Raw genomic sequence first — 16,305 nt, 5'->3', positions numbered from 1 at the left:
TTTTTATTTGTGGTATTTTATATTATTTTTTATAGCAAATGCTCTATAAATTTGTTCAACAAGTAACACTCTAAATAACTGATGTGGAAACGTTAGTAAAGAAAAATTTATTTTTTGAGCATCTATTTTATCTTCAATAACCCCGTTAGAACCACCAATTATAAAAGTTATATTACTTTTGTCAATTAAATTGGAAAATTCAAAAGAATCCATTTGTTTTCCTTTTAAAGAACAAAGAAAAACTGTTGAGTTTTTTGGAATTAATTCTAATATTTTATTTGTTTCTTTTTCCTTTTTTATTTCTATATTTTCTTCTTGTAATTCCTTTATTTCTATTACATCTATTTTTGAAAAAAAACTTATTTTTTTCTCATATTCTTGGAACAAGGTTAAATAATTTTTTTGAAGTTTTCCTACTGCAATAATAGTTATTTTCACTATTTATTTCTCATCTTTATATAGAACATTAACATTTGAATATCTGCTGGATTAATACCACTAATTCTTGATGCTTGTCCTATAGTGGTTGGTTTGATTTTAATTAATTTATCTCTTGCTTCATTTGCTAAATTATCAACTTTTTTATAGTCTATATCAGCTGGTATTTTTAATTTTTCAAGTTTTAACATTTTTTCTGCATCATGCACTTGTTTTTGTATATAACCATCCAATCTTGCTAATACAACAAGTTCATAAGCAAATTTAAAGTTTTTTAATATTTCAAGATAATCTACATCAGGTCTTGAAACTAGTTGAAATAAAGATTGTCCATTAATTGCGTTGTATTTAATTGCTAAATCACTTTTTGAAGATACAAAAGTGTTTTTTAATTCTTCAATTTTTAACTCTATTTGTTTGTATTTATCAATAACTAAATTATACCCTTCTTTGCTTATCATATTAGCTTTTAAAGCATAATCTTTCATTCTTCAATCAGCATTATCGTTTCTTAATAATAACCTGTATTCTGCTCTTGAAGTTAACATTCTATATGGTTCATTAGTCCCTTTTGTAACTAAGTCATCAATTAAAACTCCGATATAACCATCACTTCTGAGAATTTCAATTGGTTCCTCTTGTTTTAAATATTGAGATGCGTTTATTCCTGCTATTAATCCTTGTCCAGCTGCTTCTTCATAACCACTTGTTCCATTTATTTGACCACCAAAAAATAAACCATTAATATTTTTACTTTCAAGTGATTTTTTTAATTGTAAAGGATTTATGGCATCATATTCTATCGCATAAGCTCATTTAGCTACTCTTGCGTTTTCTAAACCAGGAATTGATTTAACCATTTCTTTTTGCACTTCAATAGGCATTGAAGTTGATAAACCATTTATATACATCAATTCACCTTTAGCAGTTTCTGGTTCAAAAAATATTTGATGTCTTTCTTTATCTTTAAAACGAACTATTTTATCTTCTACTGAAGGGCAATACCTTGGACCAACTCCATCGATTAAACCAGAATACATACTAGATTTATTTAGGTTATTCAAAATGATTTCGTGTGTTTTTGGAGTTGTATATGTTAAAAAGCAATGAATTTGTTTTTCGAGAACTACTTCATTTTTAAAACTAAAATGAAGGTTATTATTTTCTAAAATTTCTTCTTCTATTTTAGAAAAATCAATTGAATCAGTTCAAATTCTAGGTGGCGTTCCTGTTTTTAATCTAATAAGTTCAAATCCATTATTTTTTAAAAACATTGAAAGTTTATTACTTGTTCTTTGCCCATCGGGACCACTCTTTTGAATTTCATCTCCTCTTAAAATTCTTGAATCCATATAGGTTCCTGTTGTTAATACTACAGCGTTAGCATAATAAATATTTCCTTTTTCCGTTTTAACTCCTTTTACCAAGTTGTTTTCAAGAATTAATTCTTCAACAATATCTTCTAAAATATCGATATTTTCTCGTTGTTCAATATCTTCTAATATTACTTTTGAATATTTGTCTTTATCAATTTGAGCCCGCATCGCTCTTACTGCAGGTCCTTTTGATTCATTTAACATCTTAATTTGAATCATTGCCTTGTCAGCGAAAATACCTTGCATTCCGCCAAGTGCATCTATTTCTCTTGTTATAATTCCTTTAGCAGGACCACCAATTGATGGATTACATGGCATTGAAGCTAGTTTATTTTTATCTAAAGTTACTAGTAAAACTTTGAAATTTTGTTTTGCTAAAACATATGTGGCTTCAATACCTGCATGTCCACCGCCAACTATTATTGCATCATATTTATTCATATTTTTATATTTTAAATTATTTAAGCAAATAAAAAAGAAGATTTTTTATTTTTTCTTCTTTTTATGCACTTACAATATGAAATAATTCATCATTTACTCAAACGATGTCTCCAACCTTAATTTTTGAACCTCTAGTTACTTCGCTATTGTCATTGATTTTAACTTGGTTAGTTGCTAAAAACTCTTTTGCTGCACCACCAGAATCAATAAAGTTCATTTTTTTTAATAGTTGGCTTAATTTTATAAATTCTCCTGTTATTTCTACTTTCATTTTTTTCCTTTCTATGTAGTTCCTATTAATTGTTTATTATTTTTATTAGAAGGTGAAACTATATAAACTTTTCTTATTTTTTTATCTACAAAAATATAAATCAAACCTTCATAAACTGAAATAGCATCTTTTAAATATCTATGATTTATAGAAAAGTTTAATTCACTATTAGAACTTTCAAACTTCATTTCTTTAGTTTTTACAGAAATAAACCCGGTTTCTTCTTTGTTTCCACTCATAGTAAATTCTTCTTGGTTTACACTAACATTTAATTTGAAATATTGATCATTGGATAAAATAGAAGCTTTAGATATTAACTCACTAAGTTCTTTTTTATCGATTTCAATTTTATAAACTAAATCATCTATATTTGGGAAAACATTAGAAATATCTTTATAAGGAAAATCAATAACTTTACATTGTATTTTTGTATTTTCAACAATAGTTTCTATTTTATTATCTTCAACATAAATTTCTAACTCTCCTTCATAGTCATTAGGAATGAAATTTTTCAAATTTCTAGCTATTATAGAAATATCGAATTCAATATGAGATTCAATAGGAAGTATTTCTGTTGATATTCTATATCTATCTGTTGCTGAAATTCTTAAATTACCATCCATAGCATTTATATTGATACAATCTAAAATAACTTCAGAACTATCGATTGTAGCAGCAAAACTAGTATCCTTAATTGCTTTTTTAAAGTCTTTTGAATGAATTGATATTTTTTGACCTGATAAATCGAATCTAATGTTTGGGAAATCTTCATCATTTTGGATATTAATTTTGTATAAATCATCTTTGTTTTTAATAGTTAAATTAGTATCTTCGATTTTAAATTCTAAAATTCCTTCAGTTTTTTTAATTATATTTTTTAACATTGAATAATTTATTAAAAAAGAACCTAATTCATTTATATTTTTTATGTTTTCAGAAGAAATATGTCCAATTATAGAAATTTCTCCATCTGAACCATATAAATATAATCCTTCTTGTCTTAATTCAATTTTAACACTTCTTAAAGAAGGGATAAAATTTAAAGTATTTATAGAAACACCAATTCTTTCAAATTCTTTTTCAAAATATTTTTTTTCAATTTTAAAATTCATTTTATTTTTCCTTTTATATTTTATTATTTTATATTTATTTTATTTTCTAATATATTATTATTAGCAATGTTAGTTTTAGTTAGTTTTATCTTTTTAACCTAAAAATAGGCAAAAAAGATGTTGATTAATTAAGAAACAGTTTTTACTTTGTTTGTTAATGAATTAACTGCATTTTTAAGTTCATGGGACGTTTCTATATCTTTTTCTATTTTTTTATAAGAAGCCATAATCGTTGAGTGATCTTTGCCACCTAAATAGATACCAATTCTTTCATAACTAAAGGAAAGCAGTTCTCTAATTAGGTAAATTATCATCGATCTAGCAATAACAATTTCTCTTTTTCTTGATTTACTTCTTACTTCTTCTTCTTTTACTCTGTAATATAAACAAACGCTTTCAATTATTCTATCGTGTGTTATTTCCCTTTCGAAATGAACGGTTTCGTGGAAAATATTATTAAGAAGGTTTTCATTGAAAGTTAAATCTTTTGGTGAGTTTTTTACAGAAAATTTAATTTGATTTAAAGCCCCTTCGATTTCTCTTATGGAGTGATAAAAATTTCTTGTTAAAAAGCTTAAAGCTTTGTTGTCTCATTTGTTCAAATCAAAGTTTTCTTGTTCGATTTTAAATTTTAAAATCTTGAGTAAATCTTCATTATTAGGTTTTTTTATTTCTAAAGTTAAACCACTTTGAAATCTTGTTATAAACCTATCTTCGAATCCACCTAAAAGTTCTGGTTTTTTATCAGAACAAATGATAATTTGCTTTTTATTATTTTTTAAATTATTAATAATATTGAATAAAAATTCTAGAGTTTTTACTCTTGAACCAAGCATTTGAACATCGTCTATTAAAAAGATATCAACACTTTCTAAAAAAGAAGAAAAATTGTTTATTTTTTCTATATCTTTTTCTTTTAATATTAAAGAAATTTGGTTAGTAAAGGCATCTGGGTTTAGAAAATAAGATTTAAGTCCTATTTCTTTTGCTGCGTTTCCTAAAGCGTTTAGAAAGTGGGTTTTTCCTAATCCTGATTTTGAGTGGATGAATATAGGAGTAAATTCTACTTTTTTAGTTTTTAACAAATTATCAGCTATTTTTATTAAATCTTCGTTAAATTTACCTGTTACTAAATTTTTAAATGTTAAATCTGGTAATAAATTATCTTTAAAATCTATGTTAGTGACAAAATTGTTAATATCTTTTGTGTTATTGTTGATAACTTGTTTTTCTTTTTCTTTATTCACAATAGTGTTTTCAAGAATGATTTCCACAGCTTTTTCACTTTTTAAAGTTTTAACAATAGCAGATGTTAAAAAACTCAAATAATTTTCTTTAATATCTTTAATAATCACATTGTTTTTAGCAATAAAAACCGCAGAAAACTCATTAATTTCTTTTAGTTTTAACTTAGAAAAATATGTGGAAAAAATAATAGAGTCATTAATCTCTTTTTCAATTTCTTTTAATATTTTTTTATTTGTTTTTAACAAATTTTCTTCATAGTTATTAACAATATTAGACATAGTTATTAAATAATAAAATAAAAAAATAAAAAATGTTAAAAAATAAAAAATAATTTTATAAATAATTTTAGAAATAACAAGATTGCCACATTTTTAAAACCTAAATAAAGGCAAAAAAAATATGATTTAACATATAAAATAATAAAAAAATTTCTTTTTTTCTTTTACAAAAAAAGTTGTGAAAAAAAGTTTTTTTATTTCCTTTTTAATCTTTATTTTGTTATAATTTTAATATTTAATTAAAATACATAAAAAATGTATCTTTTTATTTAAAAAAACTTTAAGGAGAGCATATGAAAAGAACTTATCAACCAAATAAAAGAAAACATGCTAAAACACATGGGTTCAGAGCAAGAATGTCAACAGTTGGTGGAAGAAAAGTTTTAGCTTCAAGAAGAGCTAAAGGAAGAATGAGATTAACTGTTTCAGATTCAAATAAATAATTATGAAAAAAGAAAATAGACTTAAGAAAAATTGAGAATTTCAAGAAGTAATAAGTTTAAAACAACAAATTATCACAAAAAACTTAATTTTATATTATAAAAAACATAAAAATTTTCAAATTGGTATTTCTGTTCCAAAAAAATTTGCAATTGCTGTAGAAAGAAATTTTTTTAGACGTCAAATTAAAGCAATAATTTCAAATAAAATGAATTTTATTGATTTACCTTTTCAAAATGTTTTAATATTAAGAAAAAGTTTTTTATCTTTACCTTTTTCAGAAAAAGAAAAGGAAGTAATAAAAATATATGAGAGGTTAAGAAGTGGAAAAGAATAAGCAAAAACCAAAATCTTATGACTTCTTCACCGGTAATAATAATTCTGAAAAGAAAAATATTTGAAGAAAAATTTGAAAATGATTTAAAGTTTTAATTTATATATTTATTTTCGGAGTTACTTTAACTGGTTGTATTCAATCATTCGCAATTAAAACTTCATCACACGCAGGGTCTGGGGTGGAATTCTATAATTCAAAAGAAGAAATTGCTCCTAATGCTGTAGTTTTTAAAAAACAAACCAATAAAGAAGGAAAAGAAGTTTTAAATATCAAAAAAAATAACGATAACTTTTATGTTTCTAACCAAGATAAAGAAAGAAAAGATGTTATTGAATCTTTAAAAAAACAAGCTGAAGGTAGTTATGGACAATGAGGTAATTACAACACTTTAATAGTTTATCAAAGTGATAAACCCATAGAAGGACAAAGTAGTTATCAGTATCCAAAAGGAGATAATGGAGAATTATTATATTTCAATTCTACAACCGAAAACTACAATCAAAAATTTAATGATTGAAAAGAAATAAAATTATTAAGAGAGTTTAAGGATAATCGAAAATTAACTCACAATGCAAAATATGTAAATGAAAAAGATCCTTTTATCTATTCATATTTTGAAACGGTTAAAGATTATATTATCCCAAATGAAGATTTTATAGAAAATAATAATAAATTTGCAAGAGATGTAATTCATTATTTAAATAATCAACTTGTAAATTTTGACAAATATAATAATAACAAATTAGAAAACGCTATTAAAGAAGTAGAAGAAAAAGGTTCTGGTGCTTCTGAACAATCAATATCATTAGTTAATGATTATTCAGCAAACTTGCGTGAAATTTTAAAAGCAACACATTATACAAAGATTGGTGATGGAATTGTTGCTTTTGAACCAGGAAGTGCAAAAAATCCATCAGATTTATTATCATATAAAGGAGCAGAACCTCAAAAAATAATTGTTACTTGAGGTGATGCTTGACAACTTGGTCCTTTCTATGGGTTATTTATCTGACCGATGTCTAAATTAATGGCTGCTCTATTGGGTTCTATGTCATTAGAAGGACTTCAAGGATGACCTGCTATTATTACTATAATAATTGCTGTTATTCTTACTAAATTACTTTCATTTGCATTTAGATTTAAGACTTTATTTAGTCAATCTAAACAACAAGAAGTGCAAGCTAAGAAAGCAAAAATCGATGCTAAATATGCACCTCACAAAGGTAATAAACAAATGGAAGCAAGACAAAGACAAGAGATTGCTGAATTATATAAAAAGAATAATATAAGTCCCGCTGCTCAATTTCAAGCATTACTTATAACAATGCCTATATTTGTTGCGATGTGAAGAATATTACAAGGATTACCAGGTATTAAAGCAACAACATGATTAGGAATAAATCTTGCATCAACTTCTTATCAAGAATTATTTGCAGGACAATGGATTTATTTACCAATCCTTTTATTCACTGTTATAATTCAATTATTCCAACAAATTCTACCAAGAATTTTAAATAGAAAACAAAACAAACGACTTATCAATGCGGCAGAGTCGCAAGCGTTGAAAAAGCAACAAAAAACTCAAAATTACACTATGATTTTATTTGTTGTATTTGGAGTTATTTTCCAAGCATCCTTACAAGTTTATTGAATAGTTGGAGGGGTGTGAGAAATAGGACAAATTCTTTTTGTTCACTACTTCCAAAGAACTAAAGTATTTAAAGAAAAAGTTCGTCCTTGAATTAATAAACCAAAGAAAACTTAATAAGGTAGCAATACCTTATTTTTTCTTAATTAAAAAACCGTTTTTGCCAAAACATAAGGAAAAAACGGAATTTTCTTTTAAAATGAAATATACTTATATTAATTACTTTTTAATTTTCAAGTACCATCATTTAGTCTTTCAAAATCACTAGTAACAGTTAATAATCTGTATAATTCACCACGTTTTTTTTGCAAAATCAATTCTTTTTCTTCGTGTGTAAATTCACCTTTTTCAAATCATTTTTTTTGAAGTTTATTTTTTACAAAAGTAAAGATTTCTTCGAATTGCATATAGCTTTTTGTTGATAAAACTTCTACTGATAAACTGATCATTGTGTCCATTTCTTGCTCCTTATTTTTTATTTTTTCTCATCTTATATTTTTTATAAAAAAATTACATTTTCCTACACTTTTCTTTAATTTATAATCTCAAACATAGTCAATACAACCTCAACCGATGTATTTTTGTATTAATTTCTTACCACAAATTATACATTGTTTATAGTCAAATATACATTTATTTAAAAAATATTTTCTTTTTCATTCTTTTAATTCTTTATCTTCTCTATTGTTTATAATGGCATTTTCAAGTCTTTCTTTTGCTTTAATCAACTCATCAAGCACTAGAGTTTTATTATAAACTTCAAAAGTTATTATACAATCTTTGAGTGCTCTGTGAATATCTCGATTATCTACAGCAAACAAATTTGAAAGAAAATTTAAAGAATAAGAATCTGTATTAAAGAAAACTTTATTAAACGTTTGAAAGTAAAAACCAATATCTATCATTTTGTTAGGTAATTTTTCTAATTCACGAGATTTATAAGATTTCTTTATTGTACGGAAATCATAATGCATTCCATTAAAAGCATAAAGATTTAAATCCTCAATAAAAATTTTAAATTCGCTTAAAACCTTTATTGCATCTTCACCTTTTTCTTTTATTTCTTCGTTAGAAATATTATTGTATCAACTTATAAAGTTATTTACAAAATCAGGTGGTTGTTTAATTATTTTGGAAAATGTATCAACAATTTTGTTGTTTTTAACTTTGATAGCACCAATTTCAAGTAGAGTGCCCACATCATCACAACCTTCTAAATCAAAAATAACATAGCTATCTTTGAATAGATTTGGTAGTTTTTTAGATTTAAGAATATTTAAACGTTTTTCTTCAAATATTTGCTCATTTAAAGCTTCCATTACATTCTTTCTGGGGTGGAAACACCAATAAGTTTTAATCCAGTTTCTAGAACAATCTTAGTAGCTTTAGAAAGTGCTAATAAACTCTCTTCATTATCAGAATTTAAAATTTTAGAATTTGAATAAAAAGAGTTAAAGTCTTTAGCTAATTTAATTAAATACTCTGGTAGTAAGTGAATTTTATAGTTACTACTAATTTTTTTAATTAAATCTGGAAAATCTTTTAAAGTATTAATTAATTTAATTTCATTTTCATTACTAAAGTTTGAAGCAAATACTTCTTTATTATTTGCTTTACTAATTAATTGATTTGCTCTAGCATAAGCATATTGAATCATAAATACAGGGTTTTTTTGACTACTTTCTAATGCTAATTCTACATCAAAGTCTAATCCTGAATTTTCTGTTCTGTCAATCATAAAGAATCTTACTGCATCTTTACCGACCAATTCAATTAATTCTCTTGCTGTAAAGGTAATTCCTTTTCTTTTGGACATTTTTAACTCTTGTCCATTTTTCATTAATCTAACAATTTGACAAGTTAAAACTTTTAATTGTTTTTGAGAATCAAATCCTAATTGATCAATTGCAATTTCCATTCTTTTTATATAACCAATATGATCAGCACCTCAAATATTAATTAATTTAGTAACACCATCGTTTCTTGTTAATTTGTCATTATGGTATGCAATATCTGGTAAAAAATAGGTAAAAGAACCATCTTTTTTGATAAGAACTCTATCTTTATCATCTCCATATTTTGTGGTTTTTAATCAAAGTGCACCATCGTGTTTATAAGTATTTTTTAATTTCTGTAAAGCAAGTTTGATTTTATCATCTTTATAAAGAGTTTTTTCACTAAAAAAGTTGTCAAATTTAATTCCAAAAAGACTTAAATCCCTTTTAATTTGACCAAGCATTATAGCTGTTGATGCTCTCTTAAAAAAATCTATGGTTTCTAAATCATTAATAGAACTATTTATGTATTTATCTTTATAGTGTTTAATTATTACGTGAGCAGCCCATTTTATATCACTACCTTTATAATAATCTTCTTTAAATTCTACTTTTTTGCCAAAGTGTTGCAAATATCTTGCAAAAACAGATTCAGCAAGTAAATCAATTTGATTTCCAGCATCATTAATATAATATTCTTTTATAACTTTGTTTCCAGCAAATTCTAAAATATTAGCTAATGTTGCTCCAATTGCCGCCCCTCTTGCGTGTCCAAGGTGTAAAAAACCAGTAGGATTTACAGAAACAAATTCTAAGTTAATAATTTGATTTTCTTTTTGTTTTCCGTAATTTTGATTTAATTTTAAAATATTATTTACTTCTTCTACATAAATATTATTTTTTACAAAAAAATTAATAAATCCAGGTTTTGCTACTTCTATTTTAGAGATAGAATATTTTTCTTTATTTATTTTGGAAACGATTAAATCAGCAATTTCTAAAGGATTTTTGTTTAAATCTGATTTAAGAGTCATTGCTAGGTTCGTTGAATAATCACCAAATCCCTTGGATTCGGTTAATATAATATTTTTTTCAATTTTTAAATCATTTAAAACATCTTTTAAAGATTGAATAATTTGTTCTTTGGTATTCATTTTATTTACCTACTACTACCGAAGCAGGTTTGATTACTCTATCATAAAGTTTATATCCATTGCTTTTAACACTAATAATTTTATCTTTTAGTTGTTGATTGCTTTCAAGTTCAAAAACTTCGTGGATTTCTGGATTATAATTTTCGCCAACAGAAGGTTCAATTTTTGTAATACCAAAATCTGCAAAAATTAATTCAATTTGTTTTAATAACATTGAAAAACCTTTAACATAGTTTTGAACTGCAGAGTTGTCTTGTTTTTCTCCTGCCTTAATTGCTAATTCAAAGTTTTTTAAAGGAATTAAAAATGATTCAAAGAATTTTTGAATTCCATATTTTTTTATATTAGTTAATTCTAGTTCATATTTAGAAGAAGTTTCATCTTTATGTTTTTGAATTTCTTCTTTTGCTTTTTGTTGTAATTCAATTGCTTTTTGTTTTAATTCTTCGTTGTTTTTATCTAATTCTAGTTTGAGTTTAGCAATTTCTAATTCTAAAAGAGAGGTTTTGATTTTAGTTTTTTCTTGTACTGAAACAGAATCATCTTTTTTATTATTGTAATTTCTTTTGTGTTTAAAATTTCTTTTTGTTCTTTTGTTTTTAATATTTTCAGTATTATTGTCTTTTGATTCAACTTTTTCTTGTTGTTTTTTAATGTCTTTTTCCATTTCTCTCCTTAAAGTAATATAAAGTTATATTTCTTTTTTGAGAAATTTTTCCAATAGATTAAGTGCTGATAAAACTTTAGAATAATCTAATCTTGTAGTTGGAGCTACAACACTGATTTCTTTATTTATATTCTGATTTTCAAGTTTTTTAGAAATAAAAACAGCTTCTTGTGATTCAATTTGAATTTTTATGTTTTTTTCTTCATCCAATTTATTTTCAATAGTTTCTCAAATTGATTTTTTTTCTATTAAATCTAAAATTTCACTTAATTTTTCTCTCGATATATCTCTAGATAAAATTAAATTATTTTTATTATAAATTTTTGATTCAAATTCATTTTTAAAATTAAAAATATTTTGCATAAAGGTTTTTAAAACATTATCTAAGTTTTTTATTTCTTTAGCCAATATTGGAACTAAAATTTCTACAATTTTTTGGATTTCATTTAACGCCACATTAATTAATCTTTCTTTGAAAATCCTTATAGCTATTTTTATGTCTTCTTTTTCTACTTCATTTGAAAAAGAAACTATTTTGTTTTCTACTTTTCCTGTTGAAGTTACTAATACAATAACTCCCATAAAGTTATCAATTGCAGTGAATTGAATAGACCTTAATCTTTCAGATCCTAATGGTTCTGATGTTATAACAGTAATACCGACAAATTCTGATATTAATTTTGCTGCTTCTTCAAGTGTTTTGTCAATAGATATTCTTCTTTTAGCAAAAATATCATTTAGTTTTTGTTCTAGATCTGCATCGGTTTGTGAAGTTAAATTTTTTGCATAATATTCATATGCTTTTAAAGTAGGAATTCTTCCACTGGAAACATGAGATTTTTCAAGAAAACCATCTTTTTCAAGTTCAGCCATTATGCTTCTTATCGAAGAAGAAGAAGCGTTAATTTTATATTTTTCTTTTAGTGATTCTGAACCAATTGGTTCTCCTGTTTCAATGTAACTTTCAATTATAAATTTTAAGTAAGATTTCTTTTTAGCGGCGCTCTTATGTTCCATAATAAAAATTATATTCTAATTTCTTTTTTTTACAAACTTTTATTAAGAAATTTTAAAAAGTAAGAATTCTTTATATGTTCATAAATTTAGCAAGTAAAATGTAATTAAATTAGATAAATAAAAAACGATTTGCCCCATAAAACAGGCATAAACAGTTTTTTAATTGTTACAACTGGGAAAGAAAAAATTAATTTTTTGCTACATTATTCATAACTATTTCAAAAACAAAATCTTTCAATCATTTAGCAAAGTCTTCATTATCTCTAATTTTATTAAATAATTCACTTTCTTTTGCCATTAGTTTTTGGATATTCTTTTTAAAAGCATTTTCATATTCTTCTTCAATGGCAGATTCATTAGATGAAGCAAGAGCATTTTTTAGTTTATCATCATCTGATACTTGGTTATATAAATTCAAAACAGAATTTGCTATTTTTTCTTGATTTTCTATTTTTATATCTTTAAATTGTTCATTAAAAATATTTATTATATTTTCTAATGAATCTATTTTTTGATTAGTAACATTAGAAAGTTTAATATCTTTTGCAGATAAAGTAGTATCTCCATCTATTAAATTTATATTTTCTTCTTTATTTTTAATTAAAATAAAATCTTCTAAACTAATGTTCTCAGCAATTTCTGAAAGATCATTGTTTTCTTTTTCAATATGTAATCTTTTTAAAAGTCAATTAAAAAAGACTGCTTTTTTATATCATTCTGGATTGAAGTTATTAATTATGTTTAAGAGATAATTAACGGTTTTAATAACTTTTGCAACTGTACTTTTAAATTGTATTTTTGTATTAATTTCTAAATTATTAAAGTTAGATTCACATTTATCTAAAATAGGGTTTAAAAGAAGGAAATCTTCGTTTTTCAATTTTAAGTATTTTTCACAAAATTCGTTAACATCTTCATTTGTATAAACTTCTTGATTATCAAGAAAATCAAATAATTCTTTTAATTGTGTTGGATCGGTTTCTTTTTTTAATTTTGTTTTACCATAATATTTTTGAAAAGAATCTAAAATATCTTGTCAATCATTTTGAAAATCTAAAATAAAAGTACTCTTTTTATTTTTATGACATCTATTTAATCTAGACAGTGTTTGTACTGCATTAACACCTTCAAGGTGTTTATCAACATACATTGTATGTAATAAAGGTTCATCATAACCTGTTTGATATTTGTTTGCTACTATCAAAATTTTGTTTTCATTTTTATCTTTAAATTCTTTTGTTGTTTGTGTTTCTGAAAACTTATTTATTGATGTTTCTGTGTATTTTTGACCATCAACTTCTTGTTCACCTGAAAAAGCAACAAGAGCTTTATAATTGGTATTTTGTTTATTAAATAGTTCATTAATTTTAAAATAGTATTTAATTGCTTGTTCTATACCGCTTGTAACAAGCATTGCTTTGGCATTATTATTAATTTTATTAGAAACTTTCTCTATAAAGTGTTTAACTATAATTTCAGATTTTTTATTTATATTTAATTCATCTTTTTTAATAAGTTTTTTAATTTCTTTTTTTGCTTTGGAAACTTCAAAAAAAGGATTTTCATTACCCTCATATTTTATTTTTCCATAGCTTGTATAAGTTGTGTAATTTTCTAAAACATTTAAAATAAATCCTTCTTTAATTGCTTGCTTCATTGAATATGAATCAAAGACATCGCCAAATTTTTCTAATGTTTCTGCTTTTGGGGTTGCTGTAAAAGCAAAAAAAGTAACATTTTTAGGAATGTGTTGTAATTTCATATATTTAATTAATAAATCCTCTGTAGATGAATTTTCTTCTTGCTCAAAACCACCAGAAAGAGCAACATTCATATTACTTGCTGTTGAACCCGATTGTGAAGAGTGTGCTTCATCAATAATAACAGCAAATTTTTTATTTTGTAGTTCGAAAGAACTTTCTATGTTTTTAACAGTATGTAAAAACTTTTGAATAGTAGTAACTATAAGTTTTTTACCATTTTTTAAAGCTTTAGTTAGATCATTAGACTTATTTGGTTTTACTCTATTACTTTTTAAATCATTAAAATTAGAAACATTTTTGTTAATTTGTTGATTTAAGTTTTTTCTATCTGTGGCAACTATGATTGAATCAAAAATATTTTTATTATTTTTCTTTGCTGTAATTAGTTTAAAAGCAAGTCAAGTAATAGAATTACTTTTTCCACTTCCTGCACTGTGTTGAATTAAATATTTTCCGTTTTCATTTTCTTTTTGATTTTTTACTGCTTCTATTAATTTATTTACAACTCTTCATTGATGGTATCTTGGGAAGTATAAAACTTCTTCTTTATTAGTTTCCTTATTATTATTTACATAACAAAAATTAGTTATTAAATTTGTTAAATTCTTTTTATTAAATATTTCTTTTCAAAGAAAATCAGATTTCAAAGGAATGTTGGAGTTATCATCATCAAAATCTTTGTTAAAAGGAATAAATAAAGTGTTTTCTCCATTTATTTTAGTAGTAAAAGAAATTTGATTTTCATCAACTGCAAAGTGAGCAATACATCTTTTAAAAGAAAATAAAGTTTTAGAAGAATCTCTAGTGTTTTTGTATTGTTCTTCTGCATCCTTAAAAGTTTGATTAGTAGATGAGTTTTTACTTTTGAGTTCCATTGTAAAAATAGGTAATCCATTTATAAAAATACATAAATCAACAGATTTAGTGCTGGTATCATCATAATGTAATTGATTTGTAACAGAAAAAATGTTTTGTTTAAAATTTTCTTCTTCTTGTTTTATATTATCATCTAATAAATGATAAAAGAGAATTAAATCTTTATAACCATTTTTTAAAATATTAATAATACCTTCATTTTGGAGTGCTATATTAAGAGCACTTAATAAAGTGGTTTTTCCTGTTTCGGTATCTAAATGATTTTTATAATAATAATCACTTTGTGTATTTTTAATAAAAGAAAATAGTCTTTCTTGATCTATTGCTTTATTTCTATCAAAAGAAGAATTTATATTATCAAACGAAAAATATGAATAATTATTTATATTGATTAAATCATCAATAATTTTTTCTTCAAAACTTTTTTCTTTATCAGTAAACTTGTTAATCATTTATTTTATCTTCCTCTTCTTGTTCTGTTAAAATAAGAGTTTTATCAAACTTTTGATAAATAGGTATTTGAATATGTCTAATGTCTTTTTGTCCTGTTACTACTTCTGCTATTAAAGATTGTTTTAAAAGTCCGAGATTATCGATTAATTTTTTACTTTTATCAATGATTTTATCTATTTCTATAAAAGAATTATCTATAAAGAAAGAAATTTCTTTTTGTTTTTGTAAAGAAGGGACTGAAACTTTTATATTTTTTAAGTCATTAATTCCAAATCTATAAACTTTTATACCAGAAGCACAAAGTTGTAATTTATTTTTAATAGATTTTATTAAATAAAATAAAAATTTAGGAAAAACATTATGTTTTGCTTTTAGTAAAATTTGTTCTCCACCAATTAAACCATCTTCTTCTTTTATGTAAAAAGAAACATGTCCTAAATCTTTAATAGTTTCCGAAGTGGAAATAAGAATAATATTATTTTTTTTCACTATTTGATTAGAATTGTAAAAAGAAGAATCTACATAAAACTTATATTTATCATCGATTATATTTGTTTTATAAACTTTTCCATATTGTAAAGCAACAAACTGTCCTTTATCTTTTAAATCATCTTTTGTAAAAGGAGTATTTCCTCTAATAATTTCACAAATTTTTCTTAGTGAAATAACAAAAGAATTTTCAAAGTTATAAATTTTTTTATAAATCAAACTAGACTTTAGTTTTGTATATTGCTTTATTTTTTCTTTTTCTTTAAAAATTAATCTATTTATTTCATTAATTTTTCAATCTAAATAATTAGCAATTTTCTCTTGTTCATCAAGGGGTGGGATGGGGAGTTTATAATTTAGCAAAGTATCATTTGATAAAGTTCATCTATTTTCTCTGGACACACCTTTTCCTACTGATTGAAAAGCAAATTTTCAGTATTGTACTTTAAATGAAAAATCAAAAAAATTTAAACAGGGACATAAATTTGGGACACCAAATTTATGTTTTTATTTAAGGAGAA

14 protein-coding genes are annotated in these 16,305 nt (G+C 24.1%); 3 read left to right on the top strand and 11 right to left on the bottom strand.

The window, feature by feature from the left end; all coding sequences use genetic code 4:
• Positions 1-3: 3 nt before the first annotated feature.
• From ACXX87_RS02080 to dnaA, 5 genes are all read right to left on the bottom strand, one after another.
• A complete protein-coding gene (locus ACXX87_RS02080; RefSeq protein ID WP_436358741.1) occupies positions 4-438 on the bottom strand; it encodes a 23S rRNA (pseudouridine(1915)-N(3))-methyltransferase RlmH in 435 nt (144 codons plus the stop codon).
• Complete coding sequence (mnmG, locus tag ACXX87_RS02075) at positions 438-2,255, bottom strand: tRNA uridine-5-carboxymethylaminomethyl(34) synthesis enzyme MnmG (RefSeq protein ID WP_458573189.1); 1,818 nt, start codon at positions 2,253-2,255, stop codon at positions 438-440. The genes ACXX87_RS02080 and mnmG overlap by 1 nt, the downstream gene beginning before the upstream one ends.
• Positions 2,256-2,316: 61 nt before the next feature.
• Positions 2,317-2,526, bottom strand: a complete 210-nt coding sequence (locus ACXX87_RS02070; RefSeq protein ID WP_436358739.1) for an RNA-binding S4 domain-containing protein — start codon at positions 2,524-2,526, stop codon at positions 2,317-2,319.
• Positions 2,527-2,537: 11 nt separating this feature from the next.
• Positions 2,538-3,638, bottom strand: coding sequence for a DNA polymerase III subunit beta family protein (locus tag ACXX87_RS02065; protein ID WP_436358738.1), 1,101 nt, complete (start codon positions 3,636-3,638; stop codon positions 2,538-2,540).
• Between the two features lie 128 nt (positions 3,639-3,766).
• Positions 3,767-5,164 carry a chromosomal replication initiator protein DnaA gene (gene dnaA, locus ACXX87_RS02060; protein WP_436358737.1) on the bottom strand — a complete coding sequence of 466 codons (1,398 nt, stop codon included), beginning with the start codon at positions 5,162-5,164 and terminating at the stop codon, positions 3,767-3,769.
• A gap of 293 nt (positions 5,165-5,457) precedes the next feature.
• On the opposite strand from dnaA, the gene rpmH reads away from it, so the two are divergent.
• From rpmH to yidC, 3 genes are read left to right on the top strand one after another with little or no spacing between them, the layout of a single operon-like run.
• Positions 5,458-5,607 (top strand): 50S ribosomal protein L34, encoded by a 150-nt coding sequence (gene rpmH / locus ACXX87_RS02055; protein ID WP_436358736.1) that lies wholly within the window; start codon positions 5,458-5,460, stop codon positions 5,605-5,607.
• Positions 5,608-5,609: 2 nt separating this feature from the next.
• On the top strand, positions 5,610-5,942 hold the full coding sequence (gene rnpA / locus ACXX87_RS02050; protein ID WP_458559595.1) for a ribonuclease P protein component: 333 nt from the start codon (positions 5,610-5,612) through the stop codon (positions 5,940-5,942).
• Entirely contained in the window at positions 5,929-7,707 is a 1,779-nt protein-coding gene (gene yidC, locus ACXX87_RS02045; protein WP_458573188.1) for a membrane protein insertase YidC, read from the top strand. Before rnpA ends, yidC begins: the two co-directional genes overlap by 14 nt.
• 98 nt (positions 7,708-7,805) lie before the next feature.
• Here yidC and ACXX87_RS02040 read toward each other — a convergent pair whose 3' ends face one another.
• From ACXX87_RS02040 to ACXX87_RS02015, 6 genes are all read right to left on the bottom strand, one after another.
• A complete protein-coding gene (locus tag ACXX87_RS02040; protein WP_458573187.1) occupies positions 7,806-8,909 on the bottom strand; it encodes a 3'-5' exonuclease in 1,104 nt (367 codons plus the stop codon).
• Entirely contained in the window at positions 8,909-10,519 is a 1,611-nt protein-coding gene (gene argS / locus ACXX87_RS02035; RefSeq protein WP_458573186.1) for an arginine--tRNA ligase, read from the bottom strand. The genes ACXX87_RS02040 and argS overlap by 1 nt, the downstream gene beginning before the upstream one ends.
• Before the next feature lies 1 nt (position 10,520).
• On the bottom strand, positions 10,521-11,186 hold the full coding sequence (locus tag ACXX87_RS02030) for a nucleotide exchange factor GrpE (RefSeq protein WP_458573185.1): 666 nt from the start codon (positions 11,184-11,186) through the stop codon (positions 10,521-10,523).
• 24 nt (positions 11,187-11,210) lie between these two features.
• Positions 11,211-12,203 (bottom strand): heat-inducible transcriptional repressor HrcA, encoded by a 993-nt coding sequence (gene hrcA / locus ACXX87_RS02025; protein WP_458573184.1) that lies wholly within the window; start codon positions 12,201-12,203, stop codon positions 11,211-11,213.
• Between the two features lie 187 nt (positions 12,204-12,390).
• Complete coding sequence (locus ACXX87_RS02020) at positions 12,391-15,294, bottom strand: type I restriction endonuclease subunit R (protein WP_458573183.1); 2,904 nt, start codon at positions 15,292-15,294, stop codon at positions 12,391-12,393.
• Positions 15,287-16,186: a restriction endonuclease subunit S gene (locus ACXX87_RS02015; RefSeq protein WP_458573182.1), complete on the bottom strand. Its 900-nt coding sequence runs from the start codon at positions 16,184-16,186 to the stop codon at positions 15,287-15,289. Before ACXX87_RS02015 ends, ACXX87_RS02020 begins: the two co-directional genes overlap by 8 nt.
• Positions 16,187-16,305: the final 119 nt, after the last annotated feature.

Source organism: Mycoplasma sp. 613B, from assembly GCF_054343485.1.
Note: the sequence above shows the minus strand (reverse complement) of the source record. Positions and strands in the feature narration are given on the sequence as shown.